The following is an 18,484-nucleotide window of genomic DNA, read 5'->3' on the forward strand; positions in this document are numbered from 1 at the left end:
AAACTATGGCACAAACAGTAGTAGGAATATTCGACAATTCAACAGAAGCGCAACAAGCATTGCAGCAATTAATTAGCTCGGGCATTTCGCAAGATAGAATAGATATCTCCACTCCCGGCGCATCTGGTTCCAGCACTAGCGGAACTACTTCTTCCGATTTTAGCAGTGGTAGTACTACCGCCAATTATAGTGGCAGTACCACTTCTGGTTACAATACCGATAGAGATGATGATGATAGCGTAAGTCGGTTCTTCCGCAATTTATTCGGTTCCGACGATGATGACAACGTAAGGTCTTACAGCGAAGTAGGCCGTCGTGGTTCTATTATTACCGTTCACGCGCAATCTGCCCAAGAGGCCGAAAGTGCCGCTCAAATTCTGGATCAATACGGAGCTGTGGATATTGATGAACGCGCTCAGCAATACCGGAACCAATCTTATACGAATACGGCAGATGCTACTTCCGGCGCTATTCCGATTATTGAAGAGGAATTGCAAGTGGGTAAGCGGGTTGTAGAAACTGGTGGCGCCCGTATCCGGAGCCGCATTATTGAACGTCCGGTTGAAGAAAGTATACGTTTACGCGTAGAACATGTCCGGGTAGAACGTAACGCCGTAAATCGTCCGGCTACCGAAGCAGATTTAGCTAACTTCCGCGAAGGCGAAATTGAACTTAGAGAACAAGCCGAAGTACCGGTAGTAGGCAAAGAAGCCCGCGTAGTGGAAGAAGTAAGATTAGGTAAAGAAGTAGAAGAACGGGAAGAAACCATTCACGATACCGTTCGCCGCACTGATGTAGAAGTAGAAAATTTGGGTACGGATGTAAATCGCACCGGTACTACAAATACTACGCGCACCACGGATTTAGATGATTTAGATCGGAACCCTAATTTGTAAGCGTCTGATCTAAATAAAAGCTTAGATATAAAAAAAGCGGCCATATTTAAATGGCCGCTTTTTTTATTTAATAATTTATACGGATTGCTTTTTAGCGAGAATAAATCGGTGGTATAATTTTCCCTACCGCAAAATATACAATTTACCGTAGCCCTTCGTAAAAGCTTTATCGCCGGCCGTAGAACGGTGGGTAAACGAATCGGTATCCATGACTACCCGGTACAAGTAAACCCCGTTGGCTAACTTATCGCCAAATTCATCGGTGCCATCCCAGGCATAGTCGCTGGTGTTGTTGCCAACCTTAATGGGGCCCAGTTCTTCTTTGGTTATTTCGCGAACAACTTTACCCGTTACCGTTAAAATTTGCACTTTCAGATTTTGCGGAATTTGCGCTCCCGTAACCGTAAATACAAATCGGGTTTTACTCGAAAGCGGATTCGGGTACGGATAAAAATTTGTAATGGTAGACTCGTTAATTACGTTAAAACTAATTTCGTAAGGTTCAAAACCGGCGGCATTATTAGCTACATCCCGGGCTTGTACCCGCAGTTTATAAAGTCCGTTGGGTAAATTTTGCGGATTATACTCCACCCGGAAATCATTCTTTTCATTAGCCGGAAATACTTTTATCTCGCCGCCGCTTAAATTTATTTGTTCATAATTCTGACTATTGGGTTTTAACAAGAGCATTTCCATTCCCTCGGTATCCTTTAAAAAAGAGAATTTATCTTCGTCTTTCACCGAAACCGTAATTTGTGGATTGGGCGAAATAATGTCCCCATCCAAAATATGCTGACCATCAAAAGCAACATCTAAAATGGGGGGAATATTAGCTCCTACGGTAAAGGGTACTTCAAACACGTTATTCGTGTAAATTAGCTCGGGCTGCAGATACGGATTAACGAAAAAACGCAAGGTATATTTACCGCTCAATCCCCGAGTAGGAAAAGTAACCGGAATATCCACGAGTTCTCCTTTGGCTATTGGCTTTACTTTTATATCCTGGGTAAAACCGCTATTTCCAATTAAACTAAGGCGGGCTACTAAAGAATCCGGGAAATTATGCTGCGAAATATTCTGGAAAGTAAAACTGGTCGAAATACTGCCGGCTGTTGCTTGCGTTCCTAAATTTTTGTATTTATCGGTTACCAGAGTGTCGGCTAAAACCAAACCTTCCGGGGTACCTTTATAAAGTACCAGCCAATCGGTAAGTTGGGGAGCGGTTCGGTCGAGCGTATCCGAAACCGCCAACTGCAATCGTAAATAAGGATACCGGCGGGCGTTCAGTTTTGTTAAATCTAAATTCCGACTGTTCGTATTTTCATAAACCAGGGTGTCTTTATTTCTTTGCGCATCGTAGCCTCGTACCGTTAAGGAATAATTATCTTTTCCGGCCCCGTTACTTTTAATTACCGTTTGCATCTTGTTCCACTCGGTTGCTGGGCCAACGAAGGTAGACGTTATTTCGCCGGAAACACCCCGCGTAGTAATTTCGGTACTTAGCTCAACCATTTGCAGGGCAGCTTCGGTGGGTTCACCTCGCACATAAGTTTTCTCCTGAGCCGTTCCAATGGCGCCTCCCTTGCGGCCAACTAGTGCCAAAGGATAACCCGTTTGCACACTATCAATCAGGCGAGAACCTAAGTTCCGGAATTCTGCTTTAAGCTGAGGAGTGAAGGTACTGAACGGCACGTTATTCACGCTAATTAAAGCTACGTAATAACCGGAGGGCACTGCTTCCAGAAACTGGCGCAGAATTTCCTGATTCTGAACAACCGCAATATTGCCGAATTGGTACATAACTCTAGGAAAATTGCCACAAAGACTGGCCCCTAATGTAGCCGGCATACTATGTTGTTCCAAGGTTTTATCATTGAAAACTACGGCCAGGATATTGGGTTGGCCAAAGCCGCAGGAAGCATCGAACCGGGTCCGGCCATCGATAAAAATACCACTGGGCGGATACGCCGCGGCTACTTTTCCCCCGCCGGTTTTTAAGATTAACTTCCGGGAGATGGGCGTAAATTCCCATTTTTGACCTGGTGATTCCAAAGTAATACCTCTGGTACTGGCGCTGCGTAATTGAGCGGGCTGGCTTTGCGACCAACCATCCGAACTGCTCGGAATATACCGGAAAGAGCTTGTTCCCCACACTACTGAGTCCTGCCCGGGGGCTAATTCACTCGTCCGGAATCGCCAGTAATACACCACACTATCTTCGGGAGCTGTATTGGCGGGTAAAGTTATTTGCCAACTTGGCAAAAGTCCCGCGCCAGACACCAGAGTAGATTGTTTTTGAGGAGAATTAAATTGAGGCGAAGTATCTAACTCGAAGTAATAATCCTGGGTTTTGGTTGGCCGCTCCAGGGCTTGCCCGATTAATTTTACGTTAGCCCCCCCAACAATGGCATATTCGGGAGGGTAAAGAGCTTGCACCGTATTAGCCGGGAAATAATATTCAAAAGTATAGCTGTTATTGGTTTCCTCCGATTCATTAATTTTATTCAGATGATCTAAAACAATGGTAAATTGATTTACTCCGGCGGTGTGGCCGTTCTTATCTACAAATTTAAAGTAGAGCGTATCCTGGTTATAGACTGGTGGAAACAATACCGAATCCATCACCAAACCAGTATTGCGCCTCACCGAAACAGAAATAGAATCCGTAATTGCTTTCCCTAAATTTTTAACCGGAATAGCAATGGTAAACGAATCAGAGGCTGCGGTTAAGCGCTCGTTATTAAAAGTTTGAATAAAAGGCCCATTTTCCTGCACGGTGTAATCCGGTTTTGCCGGCGAAAACAACCGAATGGCCGGATCGCCTTGTAAAAATACTTGCATGGCTTGGGCAACGGCATTCGGGCTTTGCGTTAAGGCTAAAAAGCGTTTGATGGTTTCTTGCTGAATAACGCCAACTGGTTTCCCGTAGAAAGTAGAATCGGTAAAAGCTACTTCGTAAAATTTCTCGCTGTATAACTGTAAAACATTAGCGTAGCCGATACTGCTATGAGCTAAGTATAAAATTACTCCCTTTTTAGGCGCCAACAACCAATTTACCCCGAAACTATTGTCCAGAAAAGGATTGCCGGTGGCACAGCCATTCATGATCATCATGGGGTATTTGCCGGTATTATTGTAGCCATTTACCGGATCGGTAACCAAACCAATGTCAATGTCATTAATGGAAGGCGAAGAATGGCCAAAAAAGGTAATTAAAGAAACGCCGGCATTTAGGTCGCCGGAAACATTTATTTTTTCGGTGCCGGCGGTGGTTAAGCGGTAGATGGTTTTTACCTTAGCTCCCAGGAAAGTTTTCTTCACCATATTTTCCCAGCGGGTTAAAGCATTACGGATGTACGTTTTTAGTTGCTCGGTGTCGCCGCCGCCTAAATGCAGAATATTTTTTCGCCATTCCAGATTGTCGGGCAAGGCTTCGTGTTCTTTTACTTTATCGAAATAAGCTACCAGTTCCTCCGGACTCTGGGCCGCTACGCGCCCGGTAGCTACTTTCGGGAAGTATTCGTCTTTATCCCAATCGGAAGTAAAAAATATATCGGAAGCCGGGGCCACCGTGGGAATCATGTCTCGTTGCCTGGATGCCGGCGTAGGGAAAGTACGCGAACGGCCAAAATTATCATAATCGGGCAGCAAACTATAGCCTAACAACAGCAGGTATTGCGGTTTGCCTTGCACCAGTAAGTACTGCATTAAATGCCGAATCGCCAATGCTGATTTTTCGCCGTAATGAAACTGATCATACACCTGCTCGATTTCTAAAGATAACGTATCGTGTTTGCCTCCCGCCTCGGACGCCCGGTATTCGGCGTACGCTTTTACCGGATTGGAGTAAGCACCAGTTGGTTTAGCTAATCTTTTATGAAATAGTAAAATAAAACCAGAGGAATTACCAACAAGATGGCGAAAGTTAATTCGACTAGGAGGAGCCGGGGTGTAAATAGCAGCGGAATTTATTACTAAAATTTTTTGACTTTTTCCGTTGGGCGCCGGACTAACCAAAGCCGCCTCGGTAGCATTATTTATAACGTTAATTTTAGTGATAGCATAAGGATTACTAATATCATAACCCAGGAGAGTTTGGGTATTACTTTTTGACAGCACAAAATACGAAGGTGTAGTTTTAACGGTATCACGAGGCGAGATAGTTAAACTAAGGGCTGGGAAACTGTTTTTCCGGGAATAGTGTACTCGAAGATACCGGACCCGGACAATATCGGCCACTCCGCGGACATTCACCGTTATGCGTAATTTCACCTTGCCTTCCCCGGAAATATCCGTCATTTGCAAGGAATAAAACTTTTGGATTTTATCCCAGGGACTAAAAATAATGTTGCTTTCCAATGCTCTGATGGCTCCAGTTGGGGTAACTACCGCAATGGTTACGTTGTGCGCATCGCGTAAAACGCCTTCGAGTAAAATTTCTATTTGGGGTAGTGGACCGCCGGGCTCTACTTGGAGTACTGAATCTACTTCAAAATCTTTTACCGGACTTCGTACGCCGCCGCCAATCGTTCCGAACCAAACATCGCCGTATCCTTCGCTGGCATCACCCCACGACATAGCGTTATCCCCGTAAAAAGTGCCCGCTTGGTATTCCGCGGTATAGAGTTTCAATCGTTCGGCTTGGTGCCAAGGTTCCGGTTGTAGGCCAGTAGCAGGTAGATCCAGATTTTCTACTCGTTTGCCGGGTACAGGCGCCACAGTTAAAAAGTAAGCGGCCGTATCGGTATACAAGCTAAAATAAGGATTTACATGGTCTTGCGGATTTTTATATAGTTCCCGGTCGAGCTCGCCGTTGTTACGTTCCCCGTAAAATTCCAGGTAATCACCCGGGTTTATAGCTCCATCTTCCTGACCGGCGACGTATACGGCTACTTCTCTGCCCCGACGCCATAACTGCAAATTTTGCGGATTTACATTGCTTAAACCCGCATTAGCCAAATAAGCTTGGTCTAACCGGTAAATACCGGTTTTCGTAATTTTAATTTTATAATAAGTTTGCGCGTAATTGATCCATTCATTGCCATACCGCACCTGCCCTAATCCAGACACAGTTACTAGCAGACTCATGAAGCCGCTTAAAACAATTTTTTGTAAACCAGAAGAAAAATTAAAAGTAAACATTATAAATGCCAGCCATTAATCAAAAGCGTAACCCAGTGAAACCATAATCGACGAAACATTGGCATTATCGGCTATTTTCGATAAAGCTAAGTCTAATCGTAAACCATTGGTAGCCACCCCTACTCCAAAATTAGGTTGAAATTGCCAGGAATTCTGGCCATCAAATTCTTTTATTTGCTGCAGGTTATTCATACCGGCGCGCACAAATACCAACTGGTTATAACTTAACTCCAAGGCCAATTTAGGATCTACCGAGAATAACTTTGTTTTAAAAAGCACATTGCGTTGGCCATCAAAAGTAAAATCTAAATCAGTGGCGAGCAGCAAAAGAAATTTTTTTGGTAAGGAAATGGTTCGTGCTACTCCCAATATTAAGCGGGGTAAAGTAATTTCAATGGTATTTTTGGGCAAAGCCGCCGTAGAATCCACGAGTAATTGCGTGTATTTTATTTCGTCAGGGTTATGACTCCAGGCGTTAAAAGTAGTAGTTATATCGCGGGCCATTAACCCAAACTGCCATTTCTGCCGCTGTAGCTGCGCCCCGGCATCCAGGCCGAAACCCCAGGCGGTGGCAAAAGCTCCCACATTACGGTAAATAATTTTAGCGTTTGCCCCCAAACTCAAGCCTTTCATAACATTGCTTTTGCGGGCGTAAGATATGAGAAAAGCGTAATCCGCTACGGAAAAAAAACGGATACTATCGTACTGGTAATAGCCATATTCGTGATTTTTTAACCGGCGCGTATCGGCAATATCATCTACCCCGGACCGGACAACGGAAAAACCTAAAGTACTGTTGGTATCTAAGGGTAAAGCAAAAGCGGCAAAATCGTTTTTAACAATCCCCGCAAATAATTCCGCGTGCATTAAAGCTAGGTTGTATTTATTTTTAACCCGTAGTAACCCCGCCGGATTCCAATAGCTGGCGGTAGCATCGTCGGTTATCCCCACCTGCACATTCCCCATGCCTAAAGCCCGACCGCCAATTCCGATATTCAGAAACTCGTTGCTATACTTAGGTGCCGAAATCTGGGCAAATAAGACAAAAGGAAATAAAATAAAAATAACCGACAACACTGGCTTAAAAGATTTAAACCAACCTCGCAGTAACTGCTGGATTAGAATAAAATTTACCCTGATCCTTAACAGAACTTTTACGATAAAGTGTGTTACGTTTTTTTACCTGGAGACAATTTGAGACTTCTCCTACTATTTACCCGTCAGAAAATTTAATTTTAAGCGCTCATCTACCAGCAGCTAATTTATTGGCTGCCTGCCTAATTTACATTAAGCCATAATTAAACCAGTTTAAATCCTACTTAATCCTTAGTTAAAAGCAATATACTAATTTAATTCTTCTAGAAATTATAATCTGTAAAATAAAATTTTAAGGTGCTTTCTTCTAAAATCATAAAATAAAATTTAAAAAAAGATGAAACAAAAAATAAATTTGTCAAGTACCTTGTTTTACATAGTACCTTACATTATATTTGTATCGAACATTAAACCCAAACCATCATGAAAGTAGAAAACACACAAGTGCAGATGCGGAAGGGAATTCTGGAGTTCTGCATTTTGGAAATTATCTCTCGTGGTGAAGTCTACGCGTCGGATATGCTGGATGAGCTAACCGCCGCGAAAATGATTGTGGTAGAAGGCACGCTATATCCGTTGCTTACCCGCCTCAAAAATGCCGGACTTCTCGACTATTCCTGGGTGGAGTCCACGGCTGGACCACCTCGTAAATATTATACCCTTACCGAAACGGGCAAAGATTTTCTGGAACAGTTACGCCAAACTTGGCTGGAAGTAGTTGCCTCCATCGAATTCATAACCAAGCGTAAAAAACAAGCATCATGAAAAAGAATATAAGTATCAACCTGCAAGGCCTTATCTTCCACATCGAGGAAGATGGTTACGAGCAACTACGGCAATATTTAGCCGCGATAAAAACGTACTTTTCTAATTATGCTGGGCACGAAGAGATTGTAGCAGATATTGAAGGCAGAATAGCAGAAGTTTTTTCGGGTAAATTAAACCCGGGCAAACAGGTAATTACCCAAGAAGATGTGCAAGGGCTCATAACCCAGATGGGGAGCGTACAAGATTTTGCCCAACTCGAAGAAGAAGAAGACTTGAACCAAAAAACTGGTCCTGCCCAGAGTACTTCCGGCGCTTCCAGCGAAACAACTTCGGATAATACCCAAAGCGGTCCTATCCCGAATGCCGGACCTAAACGCTTGTTTCGCGACGAAACCCGAAAAGTAATCGGAGGAGTATCGGCCGGTATGGCCAACTATTTAGGCATTGATCCGCTCTGGGTTCGCCTGGTATTTGTCTTCTTCTTTTTGCTAGGGGTATTTACTGCGGGCGTTTCAGCCGGATTGGTAGCGTTTATTTACGTAATCTGCTGGATAGCTTTACCCAAGAGTTACACCTTGGCCGAAGTAAATGCCAAAAAGCTTTTCCGCGACCCCGAAGATAAAAAATTAGGCGGGGTTTGCAGTGGTTTGGCGCTTTACTTTGGTATGGACGTCGGAATTGTGCGCTTGCTCTTTTTACTCTCCGTACTTTTCGGTGGTTTGGGTATTCCCATTTACATCGTGTTGTGGCTAGTGGTTCCGCTAGCCACCACCATAACCGACCGGGTGCAAATGCAGGGCAATCCAGTAACCTTATCCGGCATTGAAGAATCTTTAAAAAATAATTTGCGCATGCGCGACGAAAACGGTCAGGAAAGTGGCTTAGCCCGCGTGCTTTTATTTCCCGTACGATTGGTAGCCCAAGTATTAGAAGTATTATCCAAGGCGCTTCGTCCCCTTATTAATTTCTTAGGTTCTGCCATCCGCATTATTGCCGGTATTATTTTATTGATTACTTCCCTAAGCTGCATTTTTGCTTTATTTATCGGTTTAGGAGCAGGTACTGGCCTCCTCAGTGAGCAGATCTCCCAGACAGACTTGGACGGACCTATGCAGTTATTTACCCGCGATTTTCCGGGCTACGGAATGTTTGCCGGTTTTCTGGCGGGCTTTATTCCCAGTTTATTTTTGCTGATAATTGCGGTGGGTTTACTAACCAAACGCTTTTTCCTGAAGCCACTGGCTGGCTGGTCGATGTTTGCCGTGTGGGTAGTAAGTTTATTTGTAATGGGAAGCGCTATTTTTGTATTTAAACAAAACTTTAACGAACAAGGCGAATTTATAACTGAAAAATCATACCCTGTTACAGGTTATCAAACCGTACAATTACAAGCCCGCAACGTTAATTCGTCAATGGAGCGTTGGGTAAACCATGTTGAACTGGAAGGAACATCGGGCTCTAATATCCGGGTAGTACAGGAATTTCGGGCCAAAGGCCGAACCGAATCGGACGCTATCCGGAATGCCCAAATGCTAACCTACCGAATGCAACAACGCGATTCCACCTTTATTTTCGATCGTCAGGCTCGTTTAAACCAGAATGCTTCTTTCCGCGAGCAGGAATTAGCGCTGAGAATTTACCTGCCCGAAAACAAAAAATTCCGGTTAAATGATGAATTCGCTAACATGGCCACTAATTATTTCGACAAAGATTATGATTTTAACAATCAAGTTACTAAAAGAGCCATTTGGGAGTTCCGGAACGATAAATTCGTTTGCGCTACTTGCCCCGTGAAAGAACAAAATAAGGAAGGCGATAATCAAAATGAAGGCGATTTTACGGATTTGGCCGATATTGATATTAACGTGGTAGATGATAATATAATGGCCGATTGGAATAATTACGGCCCGGAAGAAAAAACCTTTGATTTCAAGGATTTTGATGCCATAACCGTAGGCGGCGCTTATCATGCCCGGATTAAAAAAGGCGATGAGTTTTCGGTACGTGCCCGCGGCGACCAGGAAGGAATTTCAAATTTAAGAGCCGATCAAAGTGGTAATACCATTGAGTTTAAGTCTAACGAAAGCTTCTGGGATTTTACTAAAAACGATCGGGGAAATGTTTTAATTGAAATTACCTTACCCACTTTAGACAAGGTAGAGCTGTCCGGCGCCGTTAAATCCGAAATTTCCGGCTTCGACGAAGATAACGTTCGTATTAGTCAGTCCGGCGCGGTACAAACCAGCGTGGCCCTGAAAACCGATCGGTTGGAACTGGATTTATCCGGGGCAGCCAAAGCTACTCTTACCGGCCAAACCAACGATTTAAAAATAAGTGCTTCGGGAGCCTGTTCCGTACAAGCCAATAACTTCCGGACCAAAACCGCCGATTTAGATTTATCCGGCGCTTCGAAAGCCAACGTGTACGTAACCGAAAAATTAAAAGCGGGCGCTTCCGGTGTTAGTAATATTAGTTACAGCGGTAATCCGGCCAATGTATCTACCGATGCTTCGGGCGCTTCTAAAATTCAGCGAAAATAAGTAAGCTTCTGGATGTTTGTTTAAAGACTAAGGTTTAAGGGCCTTAGTCTTTTTTGTTTTTAGATGAATTAGTCAAAAATTTGACTGCTTAACCAATACTAAAACTTCTTAAAACGACCATTGAACAATAGTTAATCGTAAAATGCTAAAGCCGGAAATTACTTTCTCCAATTCAAAATTTATGAGTTCTATTAATTTCTTTTTTCTAATATTATGAGGCAGATTTTTCCGGAGTTATTCCAGCCTTAATAACTTTGGTGGTCAGAGTTTACGTAGGCGATTTTTTTCTTTTAGGAATCCCTATTTTGTATTGGGTCTTTTGTGGCTGATTGCTACTTCTTTAAATATAAACAAGGCTTTCCATATTGATGATATTTTTCATTTAGAAGCCGCCCAGTGGATGGAACAGCATCCATTTACTCCCATGTCCGGGAAAATTCTTTGGCAAAACAATTATGTCAATATCTCGGAAGGCAACTTACCCCCTTTGTATTTGTCTCTAATTGCTCTTGTTGGTCACTTATTCGGCTATCAGGAAATTCCATTACACTTATTTCAATCTGGTTTCACCTTTTTAGCTATTTATTCCTTTTATCGAATAGCTAAAATTACTACTCCTGATTCTGCTTTACTTGTTACTTCCTTTTTTGTTCTAAATCCTGCTTTTCTTATTAATCAGAATTTGATGGTGGATTTACCATTGGTAAGTTTAATTCTTTGCTTTGTCTATTTGCTATTAAAACCAAATATTCAATCAGAATGGACCCGCTATTTGGGAGCTGCCTTTGTGTTTAGCCTGGCAATTTTTATTAAATATTCTGCTCTTCCTTTCCTTATTATCTTAATTGTTCATCCACTTTTATTAAGGAAAAGTAAATATGTCGTAACTGCTGCTATTCCAATTCTTTCACTTACCGCCTGGTCGGCATGGAACGTGCACGAATTTGGCGCTCTTCACCTAAACCGACCGATCTATTCCTTCACTTTCTTACGTAGTTTTCTACAAACTACGGCTTTACTACTTGCTTTAGGCGCTATTATGCCTTTTACGATTATTTATGGGGAAGCTTTCCTCAATAAATACCGACGTGCCTTTTTGTTTCTGATTTATAGTGGAGTTGGCTTATTCATAACAACTATCCTGTTTACTTATCTGGATTTATTAGGGGAGAATAATGCTAGAAGAATTTTATGGGTCTTATTTTTTACGAATGGTTTTTCGTTCTTGTATTTTATTTGGGATTCGTGCTCCTTTACCAATTTTCTTCTCAAAAACCCGTACAAGGCAAATCCTGCTCAGGTTATTTTGTATCTATGGGTTATTAGTGGTAGCACTTTTATTATTTTATTTGCTCCTGCTATTGCTACCCGGCATATTCTTCTGGTACTAGCACCCCTTATTTTACTCGCAACGCCTTTATTAACTTATTCTACCACCAAATTTAAAATAGCAGCACTAGTTTTTTCAGGTTCGCTAAGTTTATTTTTAGGAATTTCGGATTGGCTAATGGCGGATATATACCGAACTCAGGCCAATGAACTAAAAAGCAAAATTTCACCCAAAGCTATTACCTGGACGGTAGGATATTGGGGCTGGCAATGGTACAGCAAAAAAGCAGGGATGCAACCTTATATCAAAGGCAAATCAATAGTAAAAGCAAAGGAATATTTTGTTATTCCAGTTAAATTAACCGCCAAAGCAGATGTTAATTTAACTAATTTAATTCAAGTAGATGAGGTAACTATACCAAGCAACTTTATTACTTTTTTCTCGGGTTCGAACATTCCAGGTATGTACTCTTCTGATTACGCCAATCCGCCCTGGAAATTAGCTAAAAAACCCATTGAAACTTTCAGAATTTACCAGGTTAAAAAAGCTTTCCGGTAATCAGAATAGTAGTTTTATAGAATACTAAAATCAATTACTCGCCTGTACGGGTTGCAACCCCATTTCTTGTCCTTTCTGTAACATATAAGCAAAAGCTTGCTCATATTCATTCCGGATGTGGCCTTCCAGAATAGCTTCGGTTAAACTTTCTTTGATAATCCCAACTTCCCGCGACGGCTTTATCCCAAAAGTTTCCATGATAATCTCGCCGGTAATAACCGGTTGAAAGTTGCGCAGTTTATCGGTTTCTTCTACCTGTTTAATTTTCTGACTTACTTTTTTAAAGTTTTGCAGGTACCGTTTTACTTTATTCGGGTCTTTGGTCGTGATATCGGCGTTACAAAGCACCATTAAGTCGTCGATATCGTTGCCAGCTTCAAAAAGCAGGCGCCGCACCGCCGAATCGGTTACGGTTTCTTTCACCAAAGCAATGGGTCGTAAGTGTAATTTTACTAGTTTTTGCACAAACCGCATGTGCTCGTTTAAGGGTAATTTTAAATCGGCAAAAAGTTTCGGTACCATCCGGGCGCCCCGGTCTTCGTGGCCGTGAAAAGTCCAGCCTACTTTATCGGAATAGCGCTTAGTATCGGGTTTGGCAATGTCGTGCAGTATAGCCGCCCAACGCAGCCATAAGTCATTCGATTGTTTTGCCACGTTATCGAGTACTTGTAGGGTATGGTAAAAATTATCTTTATGCGAGTTGTTATTTATGGTTTCTACCCCGTGCAAAGCGGTCATTTTCGGAAAAATAAGCTCTAACAAACCTGAATGAAACAATAATTTAAAACCGTAGGAAGGCGTAGTTGCTAAAATAATTTTATTTAATTCGTCGGTAATCCGCTCCTTGGAGATAATGTTTATCCGCTCTTTATTGCGGCTAATAGCGTCGTAAGTATCCGCATCAATATCAAAATTTAATTGGGTGGCAAAACGGACTGCCCGCATCATGCGCAAAGGGTCGTCGGAAAAAGTAATATCCGGGTTGAGCGGAGTTTTTATTAATTTTTGCCGAATATCTTTTAAACCGTCAAATTGGTCGATAAGCGCTCCGTAATCCGACTTATTTAAGGAAATTCCTAAAGCATTAATCGTAAAATCGCGCCGATTTAAATCATCCGTTAAAGTACCTGCTTCTACTTCGGGTTTGCGGGAATGGCTGCGGTAAGATTCTTTCCGGGCACCCACAAATTCTACTTCCCAATCGTCGGCGCACAGCATAGCGGTGCCAAAATTTTTAAAAACGGTAACAGTAGGTTTTTCGGGTAATAGCTCGGCTACTTTCTGGGCGAGTGCCGGACCATCGCCCACGCATACCACATCAATATCTTTAGAAGGCCGTTGCAAAATTAAATCGCGCACAAACCCCCCAATTACGTACGTTTCTGCCTGCAATTGCTCGGCAGCAGCAGCAATAATCGGGAAAATACGATGCTCGGGTAATGAAATGGCTTGCATACAATTCTACACTTGTGCCGCAAAAGTAATTATTTATCATTTACCATTTGCCATTTACCAGGTACATTTACCATTTATCAATTAGCGGTTTTAATCAATAATATTTATCCGTTTTAAAGATTGTAATAATTTATTCCTTTAAGACCTACGACCTTTCATTTCATACTACCTGCAATTGGTGAAAACAACTGATTTTCCAATGGTAAATGGTAATTGTTTACCTTCTTTCCTGGCAGAGTTCTATTAAAACGCCATTCGTGCTTTTAGGATGAACAAAGCAAACTAGCTTATTATCAGCGCCGGGCTTGGGAGTTTCGTTGAGTAAAGTAAATCCGGCTTGTCTTAAGCGGTTCATTTCCGCCTCAATATCTTCTACGGCAAAGGCAATGTGGTGCATTCCCTCTCCTCGCTTCTGAATAAAACCAGCAATCACGCTGGTTTCGTCGGTAGCTGCCAGTAACTCAATTTTGGATTCACCGCACCGGAAAAAAGAAGTCATTACTTTTTCGGAGGCAACTTGTTCTGTTTTATAGGGCTCAGATCCTAGAATTTGAGTATAAATAAGATTTGCTTTTTCTAAATTCTGGACGGCAATTCCAATGTGTTCTATTTTGTTCATCTACCAGCAAGGATTAACTGTTTTAAGCATTTTAACTATTTTTATGGTAAATTAAAACGTATAATGATTCGCCCCTGTTTTTTAAGGGCAATTAGTTCCTTTATATTTCTTACCTCATGCTGAAATTACCCATTTATTTAGATAACAACGCTACTACTCCCCTGGACCCTCGGGTTCTGGAAGCCATGATGCCTTACCTGACGGAACATTTTGGTAATGCAGCTTCCCGGGATCATGCTTTTGGCTGGGCGGCCAAAGAAGCAGTAGATTTTGCCCGGGAGCAAGTAGCAGCATTAATTAATAGCAACCCAAAAGAAATAATTTTTACTTCCGGCGCTACCGAATCAATTAACCTGGCAATCAAGGGAGTTTTTGAAATGTATGCTTCTAAGGGTAATCACCTAATTACGGTAAATACCGAACACAAAGCTGTTTTAGACACTTGCCAACACCTCGAGAAAATGGGTGTCCGGGTTACTTACCTTGAGGTAAACCAGGCAGGGTTAATCGACTTAAATTCCCTGGAAGCCGCAATTACACCAGAAACTATTTTGCTGTCGGTGATGTACGCCAATAACGAAACAGGGGTGATTCAGCCCATCCGGGAAATTTCGGCTATTGCCCGGAAATACGGAATTCTTTTTATGACCGATGCTACCCAGGCCGTAGGTAAAATTCCGGTAGATGTAGAAACCGATTTAATGGATTTAATGGCTTTTTCCGGGCACAAAATGTATGGTCCGAAGGGTGTAGGCGCTTTGTACGTGCGCCGTAAAGACCCCCGTGTAAAAATTTCTGCTCAAATGGATGGCGGCGGTCACGAACGCGGTATGCGATCGGGTACGCTTAACGTGCCCGGAATTGTGGGTTTGGGTAAAGCCTGCGAATTGTGCCGTCTAGAAATGGCGTCTGATACTAAGCGAATGAAGAAGCTACGCGATTATTTAGAAGCTGAATTGCTTCAGATAGAAGAATCGCAGCGGAATGGCTCAAAAGAACACTGTTTACCCCACGTTACCAATATTGCATTTAAATACGTGGAAGGAGAGGCATTAATGCTGGGATTAAAAGATCTGGCTGTTTCTTCGGGTTCGGCGTGTACTTCTGCTTCAATAGAGCCTTCCTACGTTTTAAAAGCCCTCGGTTTAAGCGACGATTTAGCTTATGCTTCTCTCCGGTTTGGTTTAAGCCGATTTACTACTGCCGAACAAATAGAGTACGCTATATCGCATGTACGGGAAGTAGTGGGAAAACAGCGGCAAATGTCACCGCAATAAAAGGTAAAAAATGTAGAGCCGAACTTTATGGGAGGAGCAGAACGCAGTTTGAATTTAAAATTATGAATTATAAATTAGAAATGCAGGGGAGTTACAAAAAGAACTGCCCGAACACTTGAAGTCCCTCCCACTTATTTTCCCTATTGGTTTTATCTTGATTAAATTTATAATATGGAAGAGTATTCTTTTTACTTTTTTCTCCCAGAAAATAAAAAAGAGCTGCCTTAGGCAGCTCTTTTTTATTTTTATAATATTTTCTTACTTATTCAATAACCAACCGGGACTGCGTTTCGCCGGAAACAGCTCCCCGACCCCTCAGAATATACAAACCGCTGGTTAAGCGTTTATTCGTGGCTATTTGAGTAGTAACGCTACCGTTTTCATCTGCCACTAAAGTTTTTACTTCTAAAGTATGTCCTACCAAGTCGTGTAAAGAAAGAGTAACTTCTTCTTGTTGGGTAAAGTTAGAAGCTTCCACAAATACTTTCTCTCCATTGCTTGGATTAGGATACACGTGTAACAATAAGGTTTTCTTCTCTTCGCCACCATCGTCGGTTAAGTTCACGTCGGAAACAACGGTATTGGCAACGGCACCAGCAGAAGACTTGAAAATTTCCACTCCGCACAATGCTAACCGGTTTACGGTTGGATTGAACTTCAAGTTTAAAACACCTCCGCTTACCGTTACAACATAATCTTTCACTAAAGCAGAACGGTAACCTACTTCTTTGTGAATATCGAAACCGGTCAGGACCGTTTTTCCTTCGATATTAATGTTAAATACCCGGGAATTATTCGATGGGAAAAAGTTTTCGGCAAAGTGTAGCCGCACGTAGTAAGCACCATTCGCCAGCGGAACTTCCACCCGGGTTTCGGCCAGGTTGGATTGGGCTGAAAGATAAGTTTGATACAGTACATCCTGATCAGTAGCCGATATTGGGCCGGGAGTTACTTGTTTATCTAAACGAACGGAACCTTTGCGGTAATTTTTATCCGATTCCCAAACTTTACCCGCAATAGTCAAGTTTGCATCTGATCCACCTTTTATCCGCTTAACTACCGTAATAGTAGAACCAGATTCGTTGGCAATACCATAAAGCGGAATTCGGGTAGGAGAGCCAGGGGCATTATGGTACACTAACAAAGCCGCATTTTTAATGCCTTTAGAACTAGGTTTAAAGGATACATTGGCCTTAACACTTGCCTGCGGCGATAACGTTGTGGAAATTGCATTAACCGTAAATTCAGCTTTGTTGGGACCAGTAAGAGTTACACTGCTGATTTTAATGCTGGACTGACCAGATCTGCCATTGTTTTTTATAGTAGCGGAAAGAGTTTTGCTGCTGCCTTTTAATACTGAGCCAAAATCAAGGTCAGATGGTGTTACGGCTAATTCCGTATTACCCTGGCTAGATTCCGGTTTGATATTGGTAACATAATATACGTTATCCTGATAATCGTAATTGGTAAATTCCGTACCCAGGTAATCAGCGCCAATAATGTAGGCATTTGGAATAATGCTGCCGCTAGCATTCACCGCCTTCCAGACCCGCATACCAATTTTATTTTCGAAGTTTTTAGCCCGATCGGAATAAGCCGTACCTACTTTAAAGCCAAAGGCCCCACTCGGGCTGAAAGATCCCTGGGCGATTTCCGCAGAAGATCCGGTTTCTCTGGGTAATAAAGACTGGCTATCTAAGAAATAATGAGCGGTTGCAATCTTTACGGAATTCGTATTTTTGGGGTACCAGGCAATTTTTTCGCCATAATAGCAGCAGCCATGGTAAGCGCCCAGTTGGGTAACCGTAACCGGTTTACTACCATCGGCCCGCACGAAGTTGGCCGATAAAATTTCATCGGAATTTGGAACGGTATAATTTCCATCGCTATCTCCATCGTGTTGCGCGTAGCCGGTTTCCGTAGTAAAACCAAAAGCATCAATAATTTCCTGCGCCCAAGGTTCCCGGTTGCCTTCCCCGGTTCTTTGCCATAAGCCATGCAGCTTTACAATTTTAGACGGAGCAGATTTATCGTTAGAAGAAATCGTTAACTGATCGTGCAGCACCTTCACCCGGGTAGCCTGGTCTTTAGCAATAAATTCTACTGTGGTCTCAATGGAACCTCCGGCACTAATAGAAATGGGCAAAGCTTTAGGTAACGTAATTTTCCAGCGGGAAGTACTCGACAAAGTAAATTTACTAAGAGTAAGAGTACCGGAGCCCCGGTTATAAATTTTAAGTTTTACCTTATCGTGGTTGGCATTGTAAGGCGTGTAGGTACCGTCTTCGTTCTTGCGGCGCCACGGATTTTGAACCCGGGAAAGCACCATTTCGTCAGCAGCAGGAAATTTATCGGTATTTTCTACGGCAATTGTTTGTGCGGCCACATCCTGATAACTGAAACTTTCGAGTATAAGGAATAAGCTAAAGAAAAAGTAAACTAAAGGTTTTGATTGGAATAATAAAGGAAAAGTAGAACGCTTTTTCATGTGTAAAGTAAGCTGGTGTAATCTAATTAGTTATAAGTATTAAAACATACAAATCAATAGTATTTCTAAATTTACATTAGAAAGGTGGAGAAGTAGAATTGATTACCAGTCATTATTGATAAGTAAAAAACAGTGTTTCGAAAATTTTTAAGGCAGAACAGCTTTTTTGACTTAAAATTAACCGGAGAGATTAGGCGCGTTAAATAAGTTTTCGGGTTTAGTATAAATTATTCGTTATAAGAGTTTCTAATCAGTTTATATAAGTTAACAGTTTTGTGGAATATTTAGGAAGTTTACGCATACTATTAGACTTATG

Annotated in this window: 10 protein-coding genes; 5 read left to right on the forward strand and 5 right to left on the reverse strand. The window is 42.2% G+C overall.

Annotation, left to right across the window (positions count from 1 at the left end):
• Positions 1-5 precede the first annotated feature (5 nt).
• On the forward strand, positions 6-896 hold the full coding sequence (locus AHMF7605_RS07050; protein ID WP_106927790.1) for a YsnF/AvaK domain-containing protein: 891 nt from the start codon (positions 6-8) through the stop codon (positions 894-896).
• Positions 897-1,019: 123 nt separating this feature from the next.
• Here the strand turns inward: AHMF7605_RS07050 and porU2 are convergent, their stop codons facing one another.
• Together porU2 and AHMF7605_RS07060 are read right to left on the reverse strand one after the other, a co-directional pair.
• Entirely contained in the window at positions 1,020-5,984 is a 4,965-nt protein-coding gene (porU2, locus tag AHMF7605_RS07055) for a putative type IX secretion system sortase PorU2 (protein ID WP_158267465.1), read from the reverse strand.
• A 69-nt stretch (positions 5,985-6,053) separates the two neighbouring features.
• Complete coding sequence (locus AHMF7605_RS07060) at positions 6,054-7,115, reverse strand: putative type IX sorting system protein PorV2 (RefSeq protein ID WP_233218969.1); 1,062 nt, start codon at positions 7,113-7,115, stop codon at positions 6,054-6,056.
• 441 nt (positions 7,116-7,556) lie between these two features.
• Here AHMF7605_RS07060 and AHMF7605_RS07065 point away from each other — a divergent pair, with 441 nt between their 5' ends.
• The 3 genes from AHMF7605_RS07065 (at position 7,557) to AHMF7605_RS07075 (ending at position 12,329) form a co-directional block, all read left to right on the forward strand.
• Complete coding sequence (locus AHMF7605_RS07065) at positions 7,557-7,898, forward strand: PadR family transcriptional regulator (protein ID WP_106927794.1); 342 nt, start codon at positions 7,557-7,559, stop codon at positions 7,896-7,898.
• Positions 7,895-10,441, forward strand: a complete 2,547-nt coding sequence (locus AHMF7605_RS07070; RefSeq protein ID WP_106927796.1) for a PspC domain-containing protein — start codon at positions 7,895-7,897, stop codon at positions 10,439-10,441. The genes AHMF7605_RS07065 and AHMF7605_RS07070 overlap by 4 nt, the downstream gene beginning before the upstream one ends.
• A gap of 319 nt (positions 10,442-10,760) precedes the next feature.
• On the forward strand, positions 10,761-12,329 hold the full coding sequence (locus tag AHMF7605_RS07075) for an ArnT family glycosyltransferase (protein ID WP_106927798.1): 1,569 nt from the start codon (positions 10,761-10,763) through the stop codon (positions 12,327-12,329).
• Between the two features lie 30 nt (positions 12,330-12,359).
• Here AHMF7605_RS07075 and AHMF7605_RS07080 read toward each other — a convergent pair whose 3' ends face one another.
• Entirely contained in the window at positions 12,360-13,784 is a 1,425-nt protein-coding gene (locus AHMF7605_RS07080; protein WP_106927800.1) for a CCA tRNA nucleotidyltransferase, read from the reverse strand.
• A gap of 217 nt (positions 13,785-14,001) precedes the next feature.
• The gene (gene mce / locus AHMF7605_RS07085) at positions 14,002-14,403 is read right to left on the reverse strand and encodes a methylmalonyl-CoA epimerase (RefSeq protein ID WP_106927802.1); all 402 of its coding nucleotides are present in this window, start codon (positions 14,401-14,403) and stop codon (positions 14,002-14,004) included.
• 116 nt (positions 14,404-14,519) lie between these two features.
• Between mce and AHMF7605_RS07090 the strand changes: the two genes are divergently transcribed.
• The gene (locus AHMF7605_RS07090; RefSeq protein ID WP_317046505.1) at positions 14,520-15,680 is read left to right on the forward strand and encodes an IscS subfamily cysteine desulfurase; all 1,161 of its coding nucleotides are present in this window, start codon (positions 14,520-14,522) and stop codon (positions 15,678-15,680) included.
• A 262-nt stretch (positions 15,681-15,942) separates the two neighbouring features.
• On the opposite strand, the gene AHMF7605_RS07095 is transcribed toward AHMF7605_RS07090, so the two are convergent.
• The gene (locus AHMF7605_RS07095; protein ID WP_106927804.1) at positions 15,943-18,168 is read right to left on the reverse strand and encodes a malectin domain-containing carbohydrate-binding protein; all 2,226 of its coding nucleotides are present in this window, start codon (positions 18,166-18,168) and stop codon (positions 15,943-15,945) included.
• Between the last annotated feature and the right edge of the window lie 316 nt (positions 18,169-18,484).

The organism is Adhaeribacter arboris, from assembly GCF_003023845.1.
In the GTDB taxonomy this organism is placed as follows: Bacteria; Bacteroidota; Bacteroidia; order Cytophagales; family Hymenobacteraceae; genus Adhaeribacter; species Adhaeribacter arboris.